The sequence below is a fragment of the Nonomuraea sp. NPDC000554 genome (assembly GCF_040300065.1).
Taxonomy (GTDB): domain Bacteria; phylum Actinomycetota; class Actinomycetes; order Streptosporangiales; family Streptosporangiaceae; genus Nonomuraea.
Window position 1 is genome coordinate 279,501 of record NZ_JBEPDC010000009.1, and the last position, 21,929, is coordinate 301,429.

Genomic DNA, 21,929 nt, shown 5'->3' on the forward strand with positions numbered 1-21,929 from the left:
TTGCCGACGGCGACAGGCACTGACGTGTTGGGAGGTTCGTTGTTCTTTCCGGCGGGGTACCTCATGCAAATCTCCCCGGCGGAACGGGCACAAGAAGGGCCTCTCGGACGTTACACGACGCGCGATGAGCGCCAAGGCATATAGATGAGGGGGATGGAGTAATCACCATGGCTACCGACTACGACAGCCCGCGTAAGACCGACGACGACCTGAGTGAGGACAGCCTTCAGGAACTTCAGGCACGCCGCACCGACAAGTCGTCCGGCAGCATCGACATCGACGAGACCGACCTCGCCGAGTCGCTGGAGCTGCCCGGTGCGGACCTGTCGAACGAGGAGCTCAGCCTGCGGGTGATTCCGCGCCAGGCTGACGAGTTCACCTGCTCGCGCTGCTTCCTGGTGCACCACCGCAGCCAGCTGGCCTCCGAGAAGAACGGCCAGCAGGTCTGCCGCGAGTGCGCCGCCTGAGCAGAGGCGAAGGAGCTCAGGGCAGAGCGATGCCGAGCTCTGAGTGTCTCGACCATGAGCACGGAGGCTTCGTGTGGCCGAATCCGAGCAGGACAAGCAAGCAGGCAGAGAGGTCACCGGCTCCGGTGAGGACGTCGGCGAACTCGTAGGCAGGCTCACCGAGCCCGGTGAGCTCGAACCGGCCGAGCGGCGCAGGCTGCTCGGCCGTCTAGCCCGCGCTCTCAACAACGGCGCGGCCAAGGCCCGCAAGAGCGGCGTGGGCCGGGGCCGGTGGCTGGCCGACGTCTTTCTCAACATCGCCCCCCGCATCCCCATCAGGGATCTGCACACGCTCTCCGAGCACCACCACGGCATGACCGGCGAAGAGCTGGCCGACGATCTCATGCGCACCGCCCAGAAGGCCACCATGACGGTCGGCGCCATCGGCGGAGCGCTCGCCGCGGCCGAGTTCGCCGCGCCTCCCCTCCTCCTGTCGGCCCCCGCCCAGCTCGTCGCCGAGACCATCGTCGTGGCCTCCATCGAGGTCAAGCTCCTCGCCGAGCTGCACGAGGTGTACGGGGTGCGGGTGCACGGCACGGGCGCCCAGCGCGCGGTCGCGTTCACCGCGGCCTGGGCCAAGCAGCGCGGCATCGACCCGCTCGCCCCCACCTCGGTGTCGCTCGCGCTCGGCGCCGCCACCAAGACGGCCCTGCGCAACCGCCTTCTGCGTACCCTCGGACGTCACCTGACCACGCTCGGCCCGTTCCTGACCGGCGCCGTCGCCGGTGGCGCGCTCAACCGGATCGCCACCAAGAAGCTCGGCCAGGCCGTCCGCCAGGACCTGCGCGGCAAGCGCCCGCTCCCGCCCGGTTCCCGGCGCGACCGGCTAGACCCTTAACCCGTCGAAGGTCATCTTCAGCAGCGCGTCGGCCAGGTCGTCGGCCGAGCCGCCGCGCGCCGGCTGGTACCACTCGGTGATCGAGTTCACCGTCCCGAACAGCAGCCGCGTGACGAGCGCGGGATCCAGGTCCGGACGGATGCTGCCGTCGGCGGCGGCCTCCTTGACCAGGTGGCTGATGAACCTGTCGAACTCGCGCCGCCGCTCCAGCGCCCGCTCCTCGGTCGGGCTGTTGCCCCGCACGCGCAGCAGCAGCGTCACGTACGGCAGCCGCTCGACCAGGATCCGGACGCTCTCCCGCACCACCCACTCCAGGCGCGTGATCGCCGGGCCCGAGGTGGCGCGCTCGTCGGCGACCACCTCGAACAGGCCGTCCAGGGCCCGGTCCAGCGCCCGCGAGAGGAGCTGCTCCTTGCCGGGCACGTGGTAGTAGATGGCGGACTTGGTGACGCCGAGCGCCCTGGCGAGGTCCTCCATGCTGGTCCCGTCGTAGCCGCGCTCGTTGAAGACCGCCACGGCGATGGACAGCACGGACTCGGGGTCGTGTCCGCGCTTCCGCTGACGGGTCGGGGTGGTCATATGGCTAATTATCCCGCTTGTCGATGACCCGCTGGAGCTTGCCCACCGACCGCTCCAGCGTCTCCGGGTCCACCACCTGGACGTCCACCCGCACCCCGACCGTCTCCTTGACCGCCGCGCGCAGCGCCTCCGCGGCCTCGTCCCGGTCCTCGCGCTCGAAGCCCGGCCGGGCCTCGACCATGACCGTCATCTCGTCGAGCCGTCCCGGGCGGGTCAGATGGAGCTGGAAATGCGGCGAGAGGCCGGGCGTGCGCAGCACGACCTCCTCGATCTGGGTGGGGAAGACGTTCACGCCGCGCAGGATGATCATGTCGTCCGTGCGTCCGGTGACCTTCGCCATCCTGCGGAACGCGGGCCGCGCGGTGCCCGGCAGCAGCCTGGTCAGGTCGCGGGTGCGGTAGCGGATGACCGGCATCGCCTCTTTGGTGAGGCTGGTGAGGACCAGCTCGCCCGCGTCGGCCGGGGCCCCGGTGAACGGATCGACCGTCTCGGGGTAGAAGTGGTCCTCCCAGATGTGCAGGCCGTCCTTCGACTCCACGCACTCGTTCGCGACGCCGGGGCCCATCACCTCCGACAGGCCGTAGATGTCCACGGCGTGCAGGTCGAAGCGGTCCTCGATCTCGCGGCGCATCTCCTCCGTCCACGGCTCGGCGCCGAAGATCCCGATGCGGAGCGAGCAGGCGCGGGCGTCCAGGCCCTGCGCGTCGAACTCGTCGAGCAACGCCAGCATGTACGACGGGGTGACCATGATGATGTCGGGACGCAGGTCGGCGATGAGCCGCACCTGGCGCGGCGTCATGCCGCCGGAGACCGGCACCACCGTGCAGCCCAGCCGCTCGGCGCCGTAGTGCGCGCCCAGGCCGCCGGTGAACAGCCCGTACCCGTACGCCACGTGCACGAGGTCGCCGGGCCTGCCGCCCGAGGCGCGGATCGAGCGGGCCATGACCTCGGCCCAGGTGTCGATGTCCCGCCTGGTGTAGCCGACCACGGTGGGCTGCCCCGTCGTCCCGCTGGAGGCGTGGACGCGCGCCACCCGCTCGCGCGGCACGGCGAACATGCCGAACGGGTAGCTGTCGCGCAGGTCCTGCTTCGTGGTGAAGGGGAACCTGGCCAGGTCGGAGAGCTCCTTGCAGTCGGCGGGACGCACCCCGTGCTCGTCGAACTTCCGCCGGTACAGCGGGACGTTGTCGTAGGCGTGGCCGAGCGTCCACCGCAGCCGCTCCAGCTGGAGCGCGGCCAGCTCGTCGGGTGACACCCGCTCGATGGGGTCGAGTTCCTGCGGCGAGGGGGGATCGCCGAGCCTCATCTCATCTCCCTGCGACGCGCGGTCTCCAACACAGGTCTCCCTTGTTTACTGACCGAATGTTCGGTAAACACTTCATCGTCCGGCAGATCCCTGTCAAGAGAGGGACGATCATGTTCGAACAGCACCGCGACACCCTCGACAGAGCCCTCTCCGCGATCGCTGACCGGGGCTACTGGAGCGCCTACCCCGAGTCGCCGAGCCCGCGCGTCTACGGCGAGGGGTCGGCCGAGCGGGGCAAGGAGGCGTTCGAGTCGTACCTCGGCAAACCCTTCCCCGTCGACCAGCCCGGCACCGGGGCGTGGATCGGCGCGGAACACTCGCCGTACGGGATCGACCTCGGCGTCACCTACCCCGAGCCGTCCGTCGACGCGCTGGTGGCCGCCGCCAAGGAGGCGCTGCCGGCCTGGCGCGACGCCGGGCCCGAGGTCCGCGCGCTGACCTGCGTCGAGATCGTCAGCCGGATCAACCAGCGCAGCTTCGAACTGGCCTGCGCCGTGCAGCACACCACCGGCCAGGCGTTCGTGATGGCCTTCCAGGCGGGCGGCCCGCACGCGCAGGACCGGGCGCTGGAGGCCGTCGCGTACGGCTACGCCGCCATGACCTCCTCCGCCGACCGGGCCCGCTGGGAGAAGCCCGGCAAGGGCGACCCGCTGGTCATGGAGAAGCGGTTCACCGTCGTGCCGCGCGGCATCGGGCTGGTGATCGGCTGCAACACCTTCCCCACCTGGAACGCCTACCCCGGGCTGTTCGCCTCGCTGGTGACCGGCAACCCGGTGATCGTCAAGCCGCACCCGGGGGCGATCCTGCCGCTGGCGATCACCGTCCAGACCGCCCGCGAGGTGCTGGCGGAGGCCGGGTTCGACCCCGCGCTCGTCCAGCTCGCCGTCGAGGAGGGCAGGGGCCTGGCCTCCACCCTCGCCACTCACCCGGACGTGCGGATCGTCGACTTCACCGGCTCCACCGAGTACGGCGACTGGCTGGAGGGCAACGCCCGGCAGGCGCTCGTCCACACCGAGAAGGCCGGGGTCAACACGGTCGTCGTCGACTCCACCGACTCCTTCCGCGGCATGCTCGGCAACCTGGCGTTCTCGCTGTCGCTCTACAGCGGGCAGATGTGCACCTCGCCGCAGAACATCCTGGTGCCCGCCGGAGGCATCGAGACCGACGAGGGGCACAAGAGCTTCGACGAGGTGGCCGCGGGCCTCGCGGCGGCCGTCGGCAAGCTGCTCGGCGACGACGCCAGGGCCGTGGAGCTGACCGGGGCGATCGTGAACCAGGGCGTGCTGTCGCGTCTGGAGGCCGCGCCGTCGCTGGGGCAGGTGGTGCTGGAGTCCCGGTCGATCAAGCACCCGGCCTTCCCCGACGCGGTGGTGCGCACCCCGGCGATCGTCCGGGTGGAGGCGTCGGCCGACGACGTCTACGGGCACGAGCACTTCGGGCCGATCTCGTTCGTCATCCCGACGGCGTCCACGTCCGAGAGCCTCGACGTGCTGCGCCGCACGGTCTCCGCACGTGGCGCGCTCACGGCGGCGGTCTACTCCACCTCGCCGCGGGTGCTGGAGCAGGCGGAGCGGGCGGCGCTGGACGCGGGCGTCAACCTGTCGTGCAACCTGACCGCCGGCGTCTTCGTCAACCAGTCGGCGGCCTTCAGCGACTACCACGGCAGCGGCGCCAACCCCGCCGCCACCGCCTCCCTGACCGATCCCGGCTACGTCGCCGGGCGCTTCCACGTGGTGCAGTCCAGGCGGCACGCGTGAGCATGCGGATCGGTGTCATCGGCGGCGGCCGGATGGGAGCCGGGATCGCGCAGGTGTTCCTGGCAGCCGGAGACCACGTCACCGTCCAGGAGCCGGAGGCGGAGGCCGCCCGCGAGCGGATCGCCCAGGGGCTGGGCGTCGCCGAGGCCCGGGGAGGCGGGCGGCGCGACGAGGCGCTGGCGCGGCTGACGCTGGGCCCCGTGCCCGCCGACGCGTCCCTGGTCATCGAGGCGGTGCCCGAAGACCCCAAGCTCAAGGCGGAGGTGCTGGGCGAGGCCGAGGCCAGGCTGCCCGGCGGCGCCGTGCTCGCCACCAACACCAGCTCGCTGTCCATCGCCGAGCTGTCGGCCGGCCTGGAACGGCCCGAGCGGCTGATCGGGATGCACTTCTTCAACCCGGTGCCCGTCCAGAAGCTGGTGGAGATCGTCGTCACCCGGGCCACCGCGCCCGAGGTGCTCGACGTGGCCAGGCGGCAGGTCGAGCGCGTCGGCAAGACCGCCGTGGTGGTCAACGACTCGCCGGGGTTCGCCACCAGCCGCCTCGGGGTGCTGCTCGGGCTGGAGGCCATCCGCATGGTCGAGGACGGGGTCGCGTCCGCCGAGGACATCGACACCGCGATGACGCTCGGCTACGGCCACCCGATGGGGCCGCTCAAGCTGGGCGACCTGGTGGGGCTGGACGTCCGGCTGGCCATCGCCGAGTACCTGCACGCCAAGCTCGGCCCCCGCTTCGAGCCGCCCCGGCTGCTGCGCGACAAGGTCGCGGCGGGGGAGCTGGGACGCAAGACGGGGAAGGGCTTCTACGAGTGGTAAGCTCGACATTTCACGAAATGATCGAGGCCGACCAGCGCATCGAGCCTCGCGACGCCATGCCCGACGGCTACCGCAGCACCCTGATCCGGCAGATCGCCCAGCACGCGCACTCCGAGATCATCGGCATGCAGCCCGAGGGCGCCTGGATCACCCGGGCGCCCAGCCTGAAACGCAAGGCCATCCTGCTCGCCAAGGTGCAGGACGAGGCGGGCCACGGCCTCTACCTCTACGGCGCGGCAGAAACGCTCGGCGCCGACCGCGACGAGCTGCTCGACGCCCTGCACGAGGGCCGCCAGCGCTACTCCTCGATCTTCAACTACCCCACCCCGACCTGGGCCGACGTGGGCGCGATCGGCTGGCTGGTCGACGGCGCGGCGATCGTCAACCAGGTGCCGCTGTGCCGCTGCTCCTACGGCCCGTACGCCAGGGCGATGGTGCGGATCTGCAAGGAGGAGAGCTTCCACCAGCGGCAGGGGTACGAACTGCTGTACACGCTCGCCCACGGGACACCCGCGCAGCGGCAGATGGCCCAGGAGGCGGTCGACCGGTGGTACTGGCCGTCGCTGATGATGTTCGGCCCCCCGGACGCCGAGTCGACGCACTCGGCCCAGTCGATGGCCTGGAAGATCAAGCGCCACTCCAACGACGAGCTGCGCCGGCGGTTCGTCGACATGATCGTCCCTCAGGCGGAGATCCTCGGCCTCACGCTGCCCGACCCCGGCCTGCGCTGGAACCCCGACACAGGCCACCACGAGCACGGCGAGATCGACTGGGACGAGTTCCGGCGGGTCCTCGCGGGCGGCGGCCCATGCAACGCCGAGCGGCTGGCCCACCGGCGCCGGGCCCACGAGGAAGGCGCCTGGGTCCGGGAAGCGGCCATCGCCTACGCAGAGGGTGTGGTGGAGGGTGTGAAGGGGGAAATTTCGTGACTTTGTGGGAAGTGTTCGTCAGGCCGAGGCGCGGCCTGTCTCACGTCCACGCCGGAAGCCTGCACGCGCCCGACGCCGAGCTGGCCCTCAGGCACGCCCGCGACCTCTTCACCCGCCGCCAGGAAGGCGTCAGCATCTGGGTCGTCCCGGCGGCCGAGATCAGCGCCTCCTCCCCGGACGAGAAGGACCCGTTCTTCGCCCCGGCAGCCGACAAGCCCTACCGGCACCCCACGTTCTACGACCTCCCCGAAGGGGTGAAGCACCTGTGATCGGCGCTCTGGAGATCGGCGACGACTGCCTGGTGCTGTCGCAGCGGCTGGCCGAGTGGGTGACCCGCGCGCCCACCCTGGAGGAGGACGTCGCCCTGGCCAACCTCTCGCTGGACCTCCTGGGGCAGGCCCGCGCCCTGCTGTCGAGGGCGGGCGACGAGGACGACCTCGCCTACCTGCGCGGCGCGTCCGGCTTCCGCAACTGCCTGCTGGTCGAGCAGCCGAACACCGACTTCGCGCACACGATCGTCCGGCACCTGCTCTACGCGGGGTTCCTGTTCGAGCTGTACGCCGCGCACCCGGAGGACGAGGTCGCGGCCAAGGGGGTCAAGGAGCTGGCCTACCACCGCGACTACGCCGCGCTCTGGACGTCCAGGCTCGGCAGGGGGACCGAGGAGAGCCACCGCCGCGCCACCGAGGCCCTGGCGGCGCTCTGGCCCTTCACGGACGAGCTGTTCGAGGACCACCAGGACCTGCGCGCGCCCTGGCACTCCTGGGTGACAGGGGTGCTGGAGGGGGCCGCGCTGCCCGTCCCGGCGGTGGCGCAGCGCACGGGCGGTCGCCGCGGACAGCACACCGCGCACCTCACCTCACTCCTCACGGAACTGCAGGGCCTGCACCGCGACCACGCGGGAGCGACCTGGTGACCCCCGCCGAGCCGCCGGACGCCCGCCAGAGCCACGCCGAGCCGCCCGGCGCCCGGATGACGCTCGACGAGGCCCGCGCCGTGGCGGCGGGCGTCCCGGACCCGGAGCTGCCGGTGGTCACCCTCGCGGACCTCGGCATCCTCCGGGACGTGCTGCCACGCGACGACGGCGGCGTCGAGGTGGTGATCACCCCGACCTACTCGGGCTGCCCGGCCATGGACGCGATCCGCGACGACATCCGGCGCGCCCTCCCCGGCGCGACGGTCACCACCGTCCTCTCACCGCCGTGGACGACGGACTGGATCACCGAGGAGGGCCGCGCGAAGCTGCGCGAGCACGGCGTCTCACCACCCGGACGCGTCGTCTCCCTCGCCCCGCCCACCCGCGCCGAGCCGGCAGGCGTGTGCTGCCCGCGGTGCGGGTCCGGCCGGGTGCGGCTGGTCAGCCGGTACGGCTCGACCGCCTGCAAGGCGCTCTACACCTGCGCCGCGTGCCTCGAACCCTTCGACCACGTCAAGGAGATCTAGGGTGGGCCGCTTCCAGCCGCTGACGGTCGCGGCCGTGGACCGGATCACCGACGACGCCGTCACGGTGACGTTCGCGGAGCGAGTCCCGTTCGTCGCCGGGCAGCATCTCACCCTGCGCACCCGCCTGGACGGCGTCGAGGTGCGGCGCAGCTACTCGATCTGCTCCCCGTACGGCGGCCCGCTGCGGATCGCGGTGAAACGGCTGCCAGGCGGCGCGTTCTCCGAGTACGCCACCACCGTCCTGCGGCCGGGCGACGTGCTGGAGGCGATGCCGCCCCTCGGCAGGTTCCACACGCCCCTGCACCCGGACAGCTCCCGCCACCATCTCGCGATCGCCGCGGGCAGCGGCATCACCCCGGTCCTGTCGCTGCTGGCCACCACGCTGGCCGTGGAGCCGCGCAGCAGGTTCTCGCTCGTGTACGGCAACAGGACCGCCCGCGAGGTGATGTTCGCCGAGGAGCTGGCCGACCTCAAGGACCGCTACGGCGCGCGCCTCAACCTGCTGCACGTCCTCAGCAGGGAGCCCCAGGAGGCCCCGATCGCCTCGGGACGGATCGACGCCGGCAAGCTGCGCGCGCTGCTCCCCCTGCTGGGCCCGGCCGACCACGCCTACCTCTGCGGCCCCGCCGGCCTGGTCGAGGAGGCCAGGAAGGCGCTGGACGGCGGCGGCCGCGTCCACTACGAGCTCTTCTACGCGGGCGAGCCCGCACCCAGGCGGGGAGGCGCGGCGAAGGGGGCGAGGCTCGGCTTCACCCTCGACGGCCGGACCGCCGAGGTCGCCGTCGACGACGGCGAGACCCTGCTCGGCGCGGCCCTGCGAGCACGGTCGGACGCCCCGTACGCCTGCCGCGGCGGCGTCTGCGGCACCTGCCGGGTGCGGCTGGTCGAGGGCAGGGTGGAGATGGGGCAGAACTACGCGCTGGAGCCGGAGGAGCTCGAAGCGGGGTATGTCCTTGCCTGTCAGAGCCGTCCGGCGACCCCCAGGGTGACGGTCGACTTCGACGCCTGAACCGGAGCCGCCCCGAGCGAGGGACGTCCGGGCGGAAGGAGGAACGATGGCCAGACCGTTCGCCTCGTCGGCCGATCTCGGCGAGAAGGCGCAGACGCTGGAGGTGCTGGCCGACGGCGTCTACGCGCTCACGGCCGAAGGCGACCCGAACGTGGGCGCGATCGAGGGCGAGGACTTCCTGGTCTGCTTCGAGGCCCTGGCCACGCCGGTCGCGGCGGCGGAGTGGCTGGCGCGGCTTCGCCGGCACACGTCCAAGCCGATCAGGTACCTGGTGCTGTCGCACTACCACGCGGTCAGGGTGCTGGGCGCGTCCGCGTTCGACGCGGACGTGATCGTCACGCACGAGAAGACGCGCGAGCTGATCGCCGAGCGCGGCGAGCAGGACTGGGCCAGCGAGTACGCCAGGATGCCCCGGCTGTTCAAGGAGCCCGGCTCGATCCCGGGCCTGACCTGGCCGACGGCGACGTTCAGCGAGCGGTTCAGCATCGACCTGGGCGGCGGGCGCGGCGATCTCGTCCTGGAGTACTGCGGGCGCGGGCACACCGAGGGCGACCTGGTGGCCTGGCTGCCGAAACAGCGGATCCTCTTCGCCGGAGACCTGGTCGAGTCGCAGGCCGCCCTGTACACCGGCGACGCCTTCCACCGCGAGTGGTCCTCGTCCACGCTGGACCACGTCGCGTCCTTCGGGGCGGAGACGCTGGTCGGCGGCAGGGGAGCGGTGGCGCGCGGCAGGGAGGGCGTCGCGGCGGCGATCGCCCAGACCCGCGACTTCCTGGACGTGATGCTGCGCGAGGTCGGCAAGGCGCACGAGAGCGGCGGCACCCTCAAGGAGGCGTTCGACAGCACGCACGCGGTGCTCGAACCCCGCTACGGCTCCTGGCCGATCTTCGAGCACTGCCTGCCGTTCAACGTCTCCAGGCTCTGGGACGAACTCGACGGCGTCGAGCGTCCGCGCATCTGGACGGCCGAGCGCGACCGCGAGGTCTGGGAGCGGTTGCAGTCATGATCGAGCCGCAGGTGATCGTCGTCGGCGCCGGCCCGGTGGGCCAGACCGCCGCGCTGCTGCTGGCCCGCTGGGGCGTGCCCGTGCTGGTGCTGGACCGCCGTCCCGAGCGTGACGCCGCCGGTTCGCGGTCCATCTGCCAGCAGCGGGACGTGCTCGACGTCTGGGCGTCCGTCGGCGCGGGGCGGGTGGCCGAGGAGGGCCTGACCTGGACCACCGCGCGCACCTACTACCGCGACCGGGAGCTGTTCTCCTGGACGTTCGAGGACCAGGGCCCGCTGCCGCCGTTCGTGAACATCTCCCAGGCGCGCACCGAGCAGATCCTGGACGCGGCCATCGCCGCCCAGCCGCTGATCGAGGTCCGCTGGGGCCACGAGGTGACCGGCCTGGAGCAGGACGCGCACGGCGTCACCCTCCGGTGCGGCGGGCGGGTGCTGCGCGCCCCCTACGTGCTGCTCTGCGCGGGCGCCCGCGCCCAGGCGCTCCGGCAGGCGCTGGGCGTGGCGTTCGACGGGGAGACGTTCGCCGACCAGTTCCTCATCTGCGACATCAAGGCGGACCTGCCCGGCTGGGAGCACGAGCGCCGCTTCTACTTCGACCCCGCGTGGAACCCCGGCAGGCAGGTGCTCATCCATCCGTGTCCGGACTCCGCCTTCCGCATCGACTGGCAGGTCTCGCCGCACTTCATCCCAACAGAAGACGATATTTCGCGAAAAATCAGGCAAATCATCGGCGACCGTGAGTACGAGCTGACCTGGCGGACCACGTACCGCTTCCACTCCCGCCTCGCGTCCCGCATGCGCGTCGGCCGGGTCCTGCTGGCGGGCGACTGCGCCCACCTGGTGGCCCCGTTCGGCGCCCGCGGTCTCAACTCGGGGGTCCCCGACGCCGAGAACGCCGCCTGGAAGCTGGCCTTCGTGCTCAACGGCTGGGCCCCCGAGGAGCTGCTGGAGACCTACCACGACGAGCGGCACGCCGCCGCCAGGGAGAACCTGGAGGTCACGGCGGCCACCATGCGCTTCCTGGCCCCGCGCACCGAGGAGGAGCGGGCCCGCAGGCGCAGGGCGCTCGACGCGGGGGACGCGGCCGGCATCGACTCGGGCAGGTTCGCCGAACCGTACTGGTACGTCGACTCCCCGCTCACCACGCCGGAGCCGGGACGCCCGTTCGCGGGCAGGCCGCCGAGGGGCACGAGCCCGCCTCCCGCCCCCGGCGTGATCCTTCCGGACGTGCCACTGGCCGGGGGCAGGTTGCGAGAGCTCTGCCGGGACGGATTCCTGCTTCTGCTGGGCGATATGTGCGATTCGAGTTTGTTTGCGCAGGTAGTGGGGAAGGTCAGTACGGCGCCGCTCGCCGTACGCGAGCTCGCGGAGGTCGACGGGACCGGCTGCCTGGCCTCTGAGCTGGGCGCGGTGCCAGGAGAGGCATGGGTGGTCAGGCCCGATGCCCATATCGCCGCGATCATCCCCCACGTGGGGCCGGAGACGGTGGCGGCCGCCGTGAGCCGCGCGGCGCGGCTCATCTGAGAGCGGATCCTTAGGAGGATTTGGGTGAGTGGCCGGAGCTCGTTTCTGATCGTCGCGAACCGGTTGCCGGTGGATCGGACGGTCGAGCCTGACGGCACGGCCTCATGGCGCAGAAGCCCAGGAGGACTGGTCACCGCGATCGCACCGGTGATGCAGCGCCGCCACGGCGCCTGGCTCGGCTGGCACGGCGCGGCCGACGAGGAGCTGGAGCCCTTCGAGCAGGACGGCATGAGCCTCATCCCGGTGCCGCTGTCGGCCCGCGAGGTGGAGCGCTACTACGAGGGCTTCTCCAACGCCACCCTGTGGCCGCTCTACCACGACGTGGCGGTGCCGCCGGTGTTCGAGCGCGACGCCTGGGACGCCTACCGCGCCGTCAACGAGCGCTTCGCCGCCGCCGCAGCCGAGGCCGCCGAGCAGGGCGCGGTCGTCTGGGTGCAGGACTACCAGCTGCAGCTCGTCCCCGCCATGCTGCGCAGGCTCAGGCCGGACCTGCGCATCGGCTTCTTCCTGCACATCCCGTTCCCGCCGGTGGAGCTGTTCTGGCGGCTGCCGTGGCGCAAGGACCTGGTCGAGGGGCTGCTCGGGGCCGACCTGGTGGGCTTCCAGCTCCCCGGCGGGGCGTCGAACTTCCGGATGCTCTGCCGCAAGCTGCTCGGCCTGCCGTACAAGGGGAACGAGATCTTCCTCGACGACCGGGTGGTGACGACGCAGGCGTTCCCGATCTCCGTCGACTTCGGCGAGCTGGACTCGCTGGTGCGCGAGCCGCACATCATCACCCGCGCCAAGGAGATCCGGTTCGAGCTCGGCGACCCCGAGCACATGATGCTCGGCGTGGACCGGCTCGACTACACCAAGGGCATCGGCCAGCGCCTGGAGGCGTTCGGCGAGCTGCTCACGGAGGAGAAGATCGCGCCGGGCGAGGCGGTGTTCGTGCAGATCGCCACACCCAGCAGGGAGCGGGTGGAGGAGTACCGCCGCCTGCGCGACGACATCGAGCTGCAGGTCGGCCGCATCAACGGCGAGCACGCGATGCTCGGGCACCAGCCGATCCAGTACTTCCACCAGTCGTACGGGCGCGAGGAGCTGGCGGCGCTCTACCTGGCCGCCGACGTCATGGTGGTCACGCCGCTGCGCGACGGGATGAACCTGGTCGCCAAGGAGTACGTCTCGTGCCACCACGACCTGCACGGGGCGCTGGTGCTCAGCGAGTTCGCCGGGGCCGCCGACGAGCTGCGGCAGGCGTTCCTGGTCAACCCGTACGACGTCGAGGACGTCAAGCGCCAGATGCTGGCGGCGATGCGGGCCACGCCGCACGAGCTGGCCCGGCGCATGCGCACGATGCGCCGCCGGGTAGCCACCTACGACGTGGACCGCTGGGCCAGCGAGTTCCTCACTGCTCTGGAGTCACCTGCTTCACGGACTTCCACGCCTCGTACCGCTTCTTGGCGGTCCGGTTGACCACGATCTGCGCCACGGACATGCCCACGCCCATGAGAACCGCGTAACCGATCGCCTCGCCCATGGTGACCTCGGGCGAGTCGGGGTCCACCGGCGGCTCCTTGCCGGTGGTCTTCACCCAGACGAACCCGAGGATCTTCCTCGCCGCCCACGCCGTGACCAGACCGACGAGCCCCCCGATCACCCGCCAGGCGATATCGGGCTTGTCCTCTGCCATCTGCACGTCTCCTTCCCCTTTGTAACGAACCATAGTCTCTACCGCTTCTGGGGCCCCGGACGCCGTACCATAAGGAGGCATGACTCAGCAGCGACTACGCCATGCATCCATGCCCGAGAAACCGACTCTCGACGGCTTGGAGCAGGTATGGGTAGCCCGCTGGGAGGACGAAGGCACCTACCGCTTCGACCGGTCGAAGACCCGCGAGCAGGTCTACTCCATCGACACGCCGCCCCCGACCGTCTCAGGCTCCCTCCACGTCGGTCACGTCTTCTCCTACACCCACACCGACACCGTCGCCCGCTTCCAGCGGATGCGCGGGCGAGAAGTTTTCTACCCCATGGGCTGGGACGACAACGGCCTGCCCACGGAGCGCCGGGTGCAGAACCACTTCGGGGTCCGCTGCGACCCCTCGGTGCCGTACGACCGCGACTTCACGCCGCCCGCCAAGCCCGATCCCAAGCGGCAGGTGCCGATCTCGCGCGGCAACTTCATCGAGCTGTGCGAGCGCCTCACTGTCGAGGACGAGAAGGCGTTCGAGGAGCTGTGGCGGCGGCTCGGCCTGTCGGTCGACTGGACGATGACGTACGCGACCATCGACGGCCACGCGCGGGCGGCCTCGCAGCGGGCGTTCCTGCGTAACCTGGCGCGCGGCGAGGCGTACCTGGCCGAGGCGCCCACGCTGTGGGACGTGTCCTTCCGCACCGCCGTCGCCCAGGCCGAGCTGGAGGACCGGGAGTGGCCCGGCGCGTTCCACCGCATCTCCTTCTACGGCGAGAAGGGGCCGGTCTGGATCGAGACGACCAGGCCGGAGCTGATCCCGGCCTGCGTGGCGCTGGTGGCGCACCCCGACGACGAGCGCTACAAGCCGCTGTTCGGGACGTCCGTGCTGACGCCGCTGTTCGGCGTCGAGGTGCCGGTGCTCGCCCACCACCTGGCCGAGCCCGACAAGGGCTCGGGCATCGCGATGATCTGCACGTTCGGCGACATCACCGACGTCACCTGGTGGCGCGAGCTGAACCTGCCGACCAGGCCGGTCGTCGGCCGCGACGGGCGGCTGCTGCCCGAGCCGCCCGAGGGCGTCGAGGCGGAGCCGTACAAGGAGCTGGCGGGCAAGACGGTGCACAGCGCCCGCGAGCGCATCGTGGAGCTGCTGCGCGAGTCCGGCGACCTCGACGGCGAGCCGCGGCCCGTCCAGCGGACGGTGAAGTTCTACGAGAAGGGCGACAGGCCGCTCGAGATCGTCACCACCCGGCAGTGGTACATCCGCAACGGCGGGCGCGACCCGCAGCTGCGGGAGCGGCTGCTGGGCAGGGGCGCCGAGCTGAGCTGGCACCCGGCCCACATGCGGGTCCGCTACGACAACTGGGTGCAGGGGCTGGCGGGCGACTGGCTGATCTCCAGGCAGCGCTTCTTCGGCGTGCCGTTCCCCGTCTGGTACCCGCTCGACGCCGCGGGCGAGCCCGACTACGCCAACCCGCTGGTGCCGCCGGAGGGCGAGCTCCCGATCGACCCGTCGTCGCAGGTGCCCCCGGGGTACACCGAGGCGCAGCGGGGCGTGCCGGGCGGCTTCGTCGGCGACCCCGACGTCATGGACACCTGGGCCACCTCCTCGCTCTCGCCGGAGATCGCCGGCGGCTGGGAGCGCGACCCCGACCTGTTCTCCAGGGTCTTCCCGATGGACCTGCGCCCGCAGGCCCACGAGATCATCCGCACCTGGCTGTTCTCCACCGTGGTCCGGGCGCACCAGGAGTTCGGCACGCTGCCGTGGAGCGACGTGGCGATCTCCGGGTGGATCCTCGACCCCGACCGCAAGAAGATGTCCAAGTCCAAGGGGAACGTCACCACCCCGATGGGCCTGCTGGAGGAGTACGGCTCCGACGCGGTCCGCTACTGGGCGGCCAGCGGGCGTCCCGGCACCGACACGGCCTTCGACACCGGCCAGATCAAGGTCGGGCGGCGGCTCGCGATCAAGATCCTGAACGCGTCGAAGTTCGTGCTGTCCTTCCCTGAGACGGTGGGAGAGGTCACCGAGCCGCTCGACCTGGCGATGCTCGCCGCCCTGTCGGACGTGGTCAAGGAGGCCACGGAGGCGTTCGAGAACTACGACTACACCAGGGCGCTGGAGGCCGCGGAGCGGTTCTTCTGGTCGTTCTGCGACGACTACCTGGAGCTGGTCAAGGGCCGCGCCTACGACTCCGACGCGGCCGCCGCCTCGGCCCACGCCGCCCTGCGGCAGGCCCTGGACGTCCAGCTGCGGTTGTTCGCCCCGTTCCTCCCGTTCGTCACGGAGGAGGTGTGGTCCTGGTGGCGTGCGGGCAGCGTCCACCGGGCCCCGTGGCCGTCGGCCGAGCGCCGCGAGGGTGACCCCGCGGTGCTGACGGTGGCCTCGGAGGTGCTCAGGCAGGTCCGCAAGGCCAAGTCCGCGGCCAAGCTGTCGATGCGGGCCGAGGTCTCGCGGCTCACCGTCTCCGGCCCCGAGGTGGAGCTGGCCCGGCAGGCGCAGGACGACGTGTGCGGGGCGGGCAACGTCGAGGAGTTCGTCCTCGCCGACGGCCCGGAGTTCCTGGTCGACGTGGTCCTCGTCGAGGATCAGTAGTCGCACACCCCCGTCGGGAAGATCGCCTCAAGGCGCTCCCGCTCGGCGGGGGACGGCCGCCACGTCCCGTAGAGGCCGCGCTCGATGGCCCGCGCCACCGGCTGGAGCCTGCACGCGTAGACCCCGCCCTTCAGCGGGCCGCCCGCCACGACCCGGGAGGTCGAGTAGAGCGGGAACTTCGCCGTGCAGGCGCCGGCGGGCCTGCCGTCCAGGACGCCGTCCCAGACGTGCGGGCCCGCGGCGAGCTGCGCGCCGTCTGAGGCGAAACAGCGGTCCACGGCCGTGGCGGGCCGGTTGCCCGTCACACCGTGCGACGGGTTGGCCCGCATGTTGGCCAGCCACTCGTCCATGACCTGCAGCGCCTCCGGCGTCTGGTCGAAGCGGGGGCCGTCGGGACGGGCGTCGGTGAACCAGATGACCTGGTTGCCGGCGTCGCCGTCGAAGTCCAGCATCCGCTGCCGCGAGGCGAACGACTGGTGCGCGTCGTGCATGTCGAGCTGGTCTTCCAGATAGTGGCGCCAGTCGATGACCGGGATGTCGATGGCGCCGCGGAACACCAGCCCGCTGCGCGTCACGTTCCTGATCGCCACCGGGTCGCCTGCGCGCCGCGGCGCGGGGTCGCCCGACCGGGCGTTGCGGGCGCTCCACGGGTCGAAGTCGGTGGCGCACTCGGTGAACGGGCAGCCCTCCTGGACCATGTCCGCCGCCTCCTTCCACGAGCCGACCCGGGCGTTCACGTCGAGGAACTCGGCGGGCGTGATCACGCCGTCCACGAGCGCCCGCAGCCCGTACTGGACGCCGACGTTGTCCCAGGTGGACCGGGCGTAGCCGTCGGGGGCGACGCCGTAGACGTTGCGCAGGTCGTCCCAGTGCGTCCACTGGACGGTGTTCTTGACGCCCGGCGGGTCCATCTGCTTCCACTCCGGGTCGGCGTTGGACGTCCAGAGCGGGTTCATGGTCAGCGGGGTCAGGCCGCGCCAGCCCTTGACGCACTCGTCGGAGCCGGGCTTGCCGGTGTACGCGTTCGGCACGGTGTCGCTGGCGTTCATGCCGATCAGCGCGGACCGGTCGTCCCAGCGGGCCCAGCGCGGGTTGTGGTCCATGTAGTTCTCGAGCAGCTCGCAGTCGCCGACGTGGATGGTCTGGGTGACCATGTCAGGGAAGGAGTACTGCGCGATGGCGGCGTCGATCACCCGGTTGCCGTAGTTCTGCCCGTAGAGGTACTGCTGGATGGCGCCGCCCGAGCCGCCCACGCCGACCGTGTACAGCGGCACGCCGTACTGCTCGACGAAGTGCTCCTTGACCATGAGCGCCGTCTCGCCGCCCACGATCAGGTTGTAGTGGGTCGAGGTGCGGGTGCCGGACGAGTACAGGATCGCGTAGCCCTTGCCCAGCCCGTACGGGTCGAGCGCGCTCCCGCCCAGCGTGCCCTGGTCGTGGCCGATCCCCACGCCGCCGTCGAAGCGGTACATCGCCCGGCCGTTCCAGCCGTTCTCGATCATCGCGATCGAGTAGAGGAACCGGTTGATCACGCCGCGCTCGCGCCGCACCACGAAGTCCACGGTCCGCCCGTCGAGCAGCGTGGTGGTCGTCATGTCCGCGGGACGCTGCGACGGCATCGCCTTGAACGTCCCGTCGGTGGCGCGGTAGAGCCGGTCGGTCACCGTGGGCGCGAAGCAGTCCCTGCTCCAGCCGCCCGCCACGCGCATGCCCTGGCCGTCCTGGTTGTCGGCGGCGGGCGGGCCGAGGCCGCTCCGCTCGGTCTTGCACAGGAACGGGTACTGGTGCGGCCCGGAGAAGATCGGCCCCGAGACGGGGTGGTTGCGGACCTTCAGCGTCTCCCGGCGCGGCCCGTCGGACGCGGTGATCGTGTTGACCCCGTCGGACAGACCGGTCACCAGCCCCGTGGCCGTGTGCCCTTCCGGGTCGGGCTTGAAGGCCGCGGTCACGTCCTCGCCGTTGCGTGTCACCGTTAATCGGTGACCCGTGCGCACCCTGACCAGGGCGTCGCCGCCGCTGACCTGGTCCGCGCGGCTGGAGAGCACCTCCAGCGCGAGGTTCCCGCCCGTGGCGGCGAGCGCGGGAACCGAGGGCCCGGCCACGAAAGCGGAGATCGCGGCGACGACCGTCAAAACCTTCATGACCATGACGGTGACACGCCGGTCTCTCCCTGCCCAGACCCGATCTTTTAACGGTGCGCATCATCGCTTGGGACGTGCCAGGCTTGAACCGTGCTGACCGACCGCCCAACCAAGCTCGTGCCGCCCGTGCTGGCCAAGATGGCCGCATGGTCCGCGTGCCTGATCCTCGTCGGCGTGGTCGTCTTCTTCTTCGCCCAGGCGATCGCGCGGCTCAGCTTCGTCGCGCTGCCCGTGGCGATCGCGCTGCTGCTCACCGCGCTGCTCTTCCCGCTGACGAAGAACCTGCGCGAGACGGGCATGCGGCCCATCTACGCGACCTGGATCACCATGCTGGTCGCCCTCGCGGTGCTCGTCGGCACCGGCTGGCTGGTGGGCGCACGGGCCACCGAAGAGTTCCCCAACCTGGTCAAGCAGGTGCAGGCGACGGCCCGCGACGTCCAGAACTGGCTGATCACCGGCCCGCTGCACCTGAAAGAGGCGCAGATCACCGGGTACGTCGACGAGATCGCCAACATGGTCAACACCCAGCAGTCGGCGATCACCGGCACCGTGCTGACCGCCGGAGCCGTCGCCTTCGAGGTGCTCGCCTCCCTCGTGCTGCTGCTGTTCGTCACGTTCTTCCTGCTCAAGGACGGCGACCGGATCTGGGCCTGGTTCCTCAGGGCGTTCGGCGCGATGTCGCCGCGGGTCGACAGGGCGGGCCGGGCCGCCTGGGCCACGCTCTCGCACTACGTGCAGGGCACCGTGGGCGTCGCCGCCGTGCACGGCGTCATCATGGGCATCGTGCTGGCCGGGATGGGGGTGCCGCTCTGGGCGCCGCTGGCCGTGCTGATCTTCTTCGCCAGCTTCATCCCGATCGTCGGCATCTTCTTCGCCGGCACGGTGGCCACGCTCGTCACGCTCGGCGCCAAGGGGCCCGTGTACGCGCTGATCTTCGTCGGCATCCTGGTCGTGGAGCAGCAGCTGGAGAACCACGTGCTGCAACCGCTCATCGTGGGCAGGGCGCTCAACTTCCACCCGCTCGCCATCATCCTGGTGCTGGCCGTGGGCGGCATCCTGGGCGGCATCGCGGGCGCGGCCGTGGCCGTGCCGGTCGCCGCGGTGATCTACCGGGCGCTGCCGGAGCTCAGGCACGAGACACCCGCGCTGCCCCCGCCCGCCAAGGAGCCCCCGCCCCCGGGCGGGCCCCCGTCCGGCGACTCCGCCGGCTCCGGAGGGCCGGTTGCCGAGGGTTCGCAGGCCGGCTCCGGTAGGCCGCCTGCCGACGGTCCGTCCGCCGAGGGCGAAGGGACGGCCCACACGGAGTAACCTCATCCCTCGTGACCCGTTCCACCCCGTCGCCGCCGGCACGACACTCCACCGGCGCGCCCGGTACAGCGGGATCATGGGCGGGAAGGCGTACCGTGAGGCTGAGGGGTGAAATCCCTCCCGTCCCCGCGGCGGAGCCGTCCATGGGGCCGTCCATGGCGGCGGCACACGCCGACGCGGCGGCCATCTGGGAACACGCCGCGCGACACCACGACTACGAGGGGAAACCTTGACCGACATGGAGGTCCTCATCCAGCGGCTCGATCCGGAGCTGCCGCTGCCGTCCTACGCCCATCCGGGCGACGCGGGCGCCGACCTCTATGCGGCCGAGGACGTCGAGCTGCTGCCGGGCGAGCGCGCGGTGGTCGGCACGGGGGTGGCGATCGCGCTGCCCGCCGGCTATGCGGCGTTCGTGCACCCGCGCTCGGGGCTGGCGGCCAAACACGGCGTGACCCTGGTCAACGCGCCCGGCACGGTCGACGCCGGGTACCGGGGTGAGATCAGGGTGACGCTGATCAACACCGACGCCAAGGAGCCCTTCCGCCTCCAGCGCGGCGACCGGGTGGCCCAGCTCGTCGTCCAGCGGGTGGAGCGGGCGGTCTTCGCCGAGGTGGAACGGCTGCCCGGCTCGACACGCGGCGCCAACGGGTTCGGTTCGACAGGACGTTAGCCACGGGAGCGCGCCCCGCGGGGCGCGTGACCACACGGACAGGAGAGTGAGACAAGTGTTCCGACGTCGCCGTCGTGAGCAGCCGGAGCAGGCAGCCGAGCAGGCGCCCGCCGCGCCCGAGCGCGAGTCCGGCCCGTGGGACGCCGACGAGCCCCACCCCGGCACCGACCGCATCGACCTGGGCGGCCTGCGGGTGCCGAACCACCCCGACTTCGACATCCGGCTGGCCTCCGTCGGAGACCAGCACGTCGGCGTCGTGGCGCTCCACGAGGAGAGCACGCTGCAGGTCCAGGCGCTGGCCGCGCCGAAGACGATGGGCCTCTGGGACGAGGTCAAGACCAAGATCCTCTCGCAGGCGAAGACCCTGCAGGAGGTCGAGGGCCCGTTCGGCGCCGAGCTGACCGGCGAGGTGACCAACCAGGGCGAGACCCGCCCGGTCCGCTACCTCGGCATCGACGGCCCGCGCTGGTTCCTGCTCGCCGTCGTCAGCGGCAAGGCCGCCGTCGACGAGCAGGCCGCGGCCGAGCTGCTGACCTTCCTCAGGGACGTCGTGGTCGTCAGAGGCGACGAGCCGATGGCCCGTGAAGAGCCGATCCCGCTGCGCCGGCCGAACGAGCAGGCCGCCGAGACCGCCGAGTCCACGGCCTTGAACCCGTTCAGACGAGGGCCGGAAATCAGCGAGATTCGCTGACGACTTCCATCGCATAGGCTGAACCATCATGAGTACGGCAGAGCCCCCCAAACGCGGGGGATTGCGCGGCTTCTTCAGTCGGCTGGCCTCACCCCAGTCCGAGATCGAGGCCCAGGAACTGCGAGAAGACGTCGAACAGCACGGCGCCACCCCCATCGTCTCGTGTGGCGGCCGCCGTCGCTTCTGCGTGGCCGGTACGCTACGTACGGTGACTCTGCGTCCGCGGGGCGGCGCGCCCGCCCTGGAGGCCGAGCTCTACGACGGGTCGGACGTGATCGACCTCGTCTGGCTCGGCCGCCGCAAGATCGCAGGCATCGAGCCTGGCCGCACGGTCAGGGCCGAGGGCCTGGTCAGCATGCAGGACGGACGCAAGGTGATGTTCAATCCGCGCTACGAGCTGCGTCCGGGGAGTTGATCAGGTGAGTGGTGAGGCGGAAGAGGTCGCCCACGACACCGTGGAAGCGGCGGTGCGGGCCCAGCTCGCCAAGGCCTTCGGCGGCGTGCGCGGCATCATCGAGGCGGCCGTCCCGACGGTGGCGTTCACGATCTCCTGGATCTCGACCGAAGAGCTGAAGCTGTCGCTCATCATCAGCATCACACTGTCGGTGCTGCTGCTGGTCGCGCGGATCGCGCAGCGGTCGACGCCGCAGTTCGTGATCAACAGCCTGATCGGCATCGCCATCGGCGCGTTCTTCGCCAGCCGCTCCGGCGACGCCAAGGACTACTTCCTGCCCGGCATTCTGTGGAACGCCGGCTACGCCGTCGCCATGCTGCTGTCGATCGTCACCCGCTGGCCGGTCGTCGGCTTCCTGATCGGCTCGGTCACCGGCGACCCCACCGGCTGGCGCAAGGATCCCGGCATCGTGAAGCTGTGCAGCAGGCTCACCTGGCTGCTGCTGGTGCCGTGTGTGGTCAGGGTGGCCGTGCAGCTTCCCGTGTGGCTGTTCGGCGGCGGCGACAAGGCCGTCGCGGCGCTCGGCGTCGCCAAGATCGCGATGGGCTGGCCGCTGCAGGTGGCCGCGCTCGGCGCGATGCTGTGGGTGCTCGGCAGGGGCCGGACTCCCCTCAAACCGCCCGTCGCCCCTGCCTGAACCGTCACGCCGGTGAGAGCAGGCCCCTGCCGGAACCGGCTCCGTC

At 71.3% G+C, this 21,929-nt stretch carries 22 protein-coding genes; 18 read left to right on the forward strand and 4 right to left on the reverse strand.

Going from position 1 to position 21,929, the window contains the following annotated elements; genetic code table 11:
- The first annotated feature begins 167 nt into the window (after positions 1-167).
- Positions 168-467, forward strand: a complete 300-nt coding sequence (locus ABT294_RS19760; protein ID WP_350807437.1) for a DUF4193 domain-containing protein — start codon at positions 168-170, stop codon at positions 465-467.
- A 73-nt stretch (positions 468-540) separates the two neighbouring features.
- Positions 541-1,344, forward strand: a complete 804-nt coding sequence (locus ABT294_RS19765; RefSeq protein ID WP_350807439.1) for a hypothetical protein — start codon at positions 541-543, stop codon at positions 1,342-1,344.
- Here ABT294_RS19765 and ABT294_RS19770 read toward each other — a convergent pair.
- Both ABT294_RS19770 and paaK read right to left on the reverse strand, forming a co-directional pair.
- On the reverse strand, positions 1,333-1,923 hold the full coding sequence (locus ABT294_RS19770; protein WP_350807440.1) for a TetR/AcrR family transcriptional regulator: 591 nt from the start codon (positions 1,921-1,923) through the stop codon (positions 1,333-1,335). The two genes, ABT294_RS19765 and ABT294_RS19770, sit on opposite strands and share 12 nt — an antisense overlap.
- Before the next feature lie 4 nt (positions 1,924-1,927).
- Entirely contained in the window at positions 1,928-3,229 is a 1,302-nt protein-coding gene (gene paaK / locus ABT294_RS19775; RefSeq protein ID WP_350807441.1) for a phenylacetate--CoA ligase PaaK, read from the reverse strand.
- A gap of 110 nt (positions 3,230-3,339) precedes the next feature.
- On the opposite strand from paaK, the gene paaN reads away from it, so the two are divergent.
- Genes paaN through ABT294_RS19825 form a run of 10 tightly spaced genes read left to right on the forward strand, consistent with a single transcriptional unit; the run spans position 3,340 to position 13,166 of the window.
- Positions 3,340-4,986, forward strand: coding sequence for a phenylacetic acid degradation protein PaaN (gene paaN / locus ABT294_RS19780; RefSeq protein ID WP_350807442.1), 1,647 nt, complete (start codon positions 3,340-3,342; stop codon positions 4,984-4,986).
- Positions 4,987-4,988: 2 nt separating this feature from the next.
- Positions 4,989-5,798, forward strand: coding sequence for a 3-hydroxyacyl-CoA dehydrogenase family protein (locus ABT294_RS19785; RefSeq protein WP_350807475.1), 810 nt, complete (start codon positions 4,989-4,991; stop codon positions 5,796-5,798).
- A gap of 17 nt (positions 5,799-5,815) precedes the next feature.
- Positions 5,816-6,727 (forward strand): 1,2-phenylacetyl-CoA epoxidase subunit PaaA, encoded by a 912-nt coding sequence (gene paaA, locus ABT294_RS19790; RefSeq protein WP_350807443.1) that lies wholly within the window; start codon positions 5,816-5,818, stop codon positions 6,725-6,727.
- Positions 6,724-6,996 carry a 1,2-phenylacetyl-CoA epoxidase subunit PaaB gene (gene paaB, locus ABT294_RS19795; RefSeq protein WP_350807444.1) on the forward strand — a complete coding sequence of 91 codons (273 nt, stop codon included), beginning with the start codon at positions 6,724-6,726 and terminating at the stop codon, positions 6,994-6,996. The genes paaA and paaB overlap by 4 nt, the downstream gene beginning before the upstream one ends.
- A complete protein-coding gene (gene paaC / locus ABT294_RS19800; protein ID WP_350807445.1) occupies positions 6,993-7,643 on the forward strand; it encodes a 1,2-phenylacetyl-CoA epoxidase subunit PaaC in 651 nt (216 codons plus the stop codon). The genes paaB and paaC overlap by 4 nt, the downstream gene beginning before the upstream one ends.
- A gap of 56 nt (positions 7,644-7,699) precedes the next feature.
- Positions 7,700-8,170: a 1,2-phenylacetyl-CoA epoxidase subunit PaaD gene (gene paaD / locus ABT294_RS19805; protein ID WP_350807477.1), complete on the forward strand. Its 471-nt coding sequence runs from the start codon at positions 7,700-7,702 to the stop codon at positions 8,168-8,170.
- Position 8,171: 1 nt separating this feature from the next.
- On the forward strand, positions 8,172-9,179 hold the full coding sequence (locus tag ABT294_RS19810; protein ID WP_350807446.1) for a 2Fe-2S iron-sulfur cluster-binding protein: 1,008 nt from the start codon (positions 8,172-8,174) through the stop codon (positions 9,177-9,179).
- A 46-nt stretch (positions 9,180-9,225) separates the two neighbouring features.
- Positions 9,226-10,185, forward strand: coding sequence for an MBL fold metallo-hydrolase (locus ABT294_RS19815; protein WP_350807447.1), 960 nt, complete (start codon positions 9,226-9,228; stop codon positions 10,183-10,185).
- Positions 10,182-11,708: an FAD-dependent monooxygenase gene (locus ABT294_RS19820; RefSeq protein ID WP_350807449.1), complete on the forward strand. Its 1,527-nt coding sequence runs from the start codon at positions 10,182-10,184 to the stop codon at positions 11,706-11,708. The genes ABT294_RS19815 and ABT294_RS19820 overlap by 4 nt, the downstream gene beginning before the upstream one ends.
- A 24-nt stretch (positions 11,709-11,732) precedes the next feature.
- Positions 11,733-13,166 carry an alpha,alpha-trehalose-phosphate synthase (UDP-forming) gene (locus tag ABT294_RS19825; protein ID WP_350807451.1) on the forward strand — a complete coding sequence of 478 codons (1,434 nt, stop codon included), beginning with the start codon at positions 11,733-11,735 and terminating at the stop codon, positions 13,164-13,166.
- Here the strand turns inward: ABT294_RS19825 and ABT294_RS19830 are convergent.
- Positions 13,099-13,383 carry a DUF4235 domain-containing protein gene (locus ABT294_RS19830; RefSeq protein ID WP_350807452.1) on the reverse strand — a complete coding sequence of 95 codons (285 nt, stop codon included), beginning with the start codon at positions 13,381-13,383 and terminating at the stop codon, positions 13,099-13,101. The two genes, ABT294_RS19825 and ABT294_RS19830, sit on opposite strands and share 68 nt — an antisense overlap.
- 109 nt (positions 13,384-13,492) lie before the next feature.
- Here ABT294_RS19830 and valS point away from each other — a divergent pair, with 109 nt between their 5' ends.
- Positions 13,493-15,982: a valine--tRNA ligase gene (gene valS / locus ABT294_RS19835; protein WP_350807453.1), complete on the forward strand. Its 2,490-nt coding sequence runs from the start codon at positions 13,493-13,495 to the stop codon at positions 15,980-15,982.
- On the opposite strand, the gene ABT294_RS19840 is transcribed toward valS, so the two are convergent.
- The gene (locus ABT294_RS19840; protein WP_350807455.1) at positions 15,976-18,123 is read right to left on the reverse strand and encodes a DUF6351 family protein; all 2,148 of its coding nucleotides are present in this window, start codon (positions 18,121-18,123) and stop codon (positions 15,976-15,978) included. The genes valS and ABT294_RS19840 overlap by 7 nt on opposite strands.
- Positions 18,124-18,213: 90 nt before the next feature.
- Here ABT294_RS19840 and ABT294_RS19845 point away from each other — a divergent pair, with 90 nt between their 5' ends.
- The 5 genes from ABT294_RS19845 to ABT294_RS19865 all read left to right on the forward strand — a co-directional run bounded on the left by ABT294_RS19845 (position 18,214) and on the right by ABT294_RS19865 (position 21,883).
- On the forward strand, positions 18,214-19,431 hold the full coding sequence (locus tag ABT294_RS19845; protein ID WP_350807456.1) for an AI-2E family transporter: 1,218 nt from the start codon (positions 18,214-18,216) through the stop codon (positions 19,429-19,431).
- Between the two features lie 238 nt (positions 19,432-19,669).
- Positions 19,670-20,101: a dUTP diphosphatase gene (gene dut / locus ABT294_RS19850; RefSeq protein ID WP_350807478.1), complete on the forward strand. Its 432-nt coding sequence runs from the start codon at positions 19,670-19,672 to the stop codon at positions 20,099-20,101.
- Between the two features lie 55 nt (positions 20,102-20,156).
- A complete protein-coding gene (locus tag ABT294_RS19855) occupies positions 20,157-20,792 on the forward strand; it encodes a DUF3710 domain-containing protein (RefSeq protein WP_350807457.1) in 636 nt (211 codons plus the stop codon).
- Between the two features lie 28 nt (positions 20,793-20,820).
- On the forward strand, positions 20,821-21,207 hold the full coding sequence (locus ABT294_RS19860) for an OB-fold nucleic acid binding domain-containing protein (RefSeq protein WP_350807458.1): 387 nt from the start codon (positions 20,821-20,823) through the stop codon (positions 21,205-21,207).
- Positions 21,208-21,211: 4 nt separating this feature from the next.
- A complete protein-coding gene (locus ABT294_RS19865) occupies positions 21,212-21,883 on the forward strand; it encodes a DUF3159 domain-containing protein (protein ID WP_350807459.1) in 672 nt (223 codons plus the stop codon).
- Positions 21,884-21,929: the final 46 nt, after the last annotated feature.

Coding starts and splice junctions, on each gene's coding strand:
- ABT294_RS19760 (WP_350807437.1), top strand. CDS start 168: ATGGCTACCGACTACGACAGCCCGCGTAAGACCGACGACGACCTGAGT.
- ABT294_RS19770 (WP_350807440.1), bottom strand. CDS start 1,923: ATGACCACCCCGACCCGTCAGCGGAAGCGCGGACACGACCCCGAGTCC.
- paaK (WP_350807441.1), bottom strand. CDS start 3,229: ATGAGGCTCGGCGATCCCCCCTCGCCGCAGGAACTCGACCCCATCGAG.
- paaN (WP_350807442.1), top strand. CDS start 3,340: ATGTTCGAACAGCACCGCGACACCCTCGACAGAGCCCTCTCCGCGATC.
- ABT294_RS19785 (WP_350807475.1), top strand. CDS start 4,989: ATGCGGATCGGTGTCATCGGCGGCGGCCGGATGGGAGCCGGGATCGCG.
- paaA (WP_350807443.1), top strand. CDS start 5,816: ATGATCGAGGCCGACCAGCGCATCGAGCCTCGCGACGCCATGCCCGAC.
- paaD (WP_350807477.1), top strand. CDS start 7,700: ATGACGCTCGACGAGGCCCGCGCCGTGGCGGCGGGCGTCCCGGACCCG.
- ABT294_RS19815 (WP_350807447.1), top strand. CDS start 9,226: ATGGCCAGACCGTTCGCCTCGTCGGCCGATCTCGGCGAGAAGGCGCAG.
- ABT294_RS19820 (WP_350807449.1), top strand. CDS start 10,182: ATGATCGAGCCGCAGGTGATCGTCGTCGGCGCCGGCCCGGTGGGCCAG.
- ABT294_RS19830 (WP_350807452.1), bottom strand. CDS start 13,383: ATGGCAGAGGACAAGCCCGATATCGCCTGGCGGGTGATCGGGGGGCTC.
- valS (WP_350807453.1), top strand. CDS start 13,493: ATGCCCGAGAAACCGACTCTCGACGGCTTGGAGCAGGTATGGGTAGCC.
- ABT294_RS19840 (WP_350807455.1), bottom strand. CDS start 18,123: ATGAAGGTTTTGACGGTCGTCGCCGCGATCTCCGCTTTCGTGGCCGGG.
- dut (WP_350807478.1), top strand. CDS start 19,670: ATGGAGGTCCTCATCCAGCGGCTCGATCCGGAGCTGCCGCTGCCGTCC.
- ABT294_RS19860 (WP_350807458.1), top strand. CDS start 20,821: ATGAGTACGGCAGAGCCCCCCAAACGCGGGGGATTGCGCGGCTTCTTC.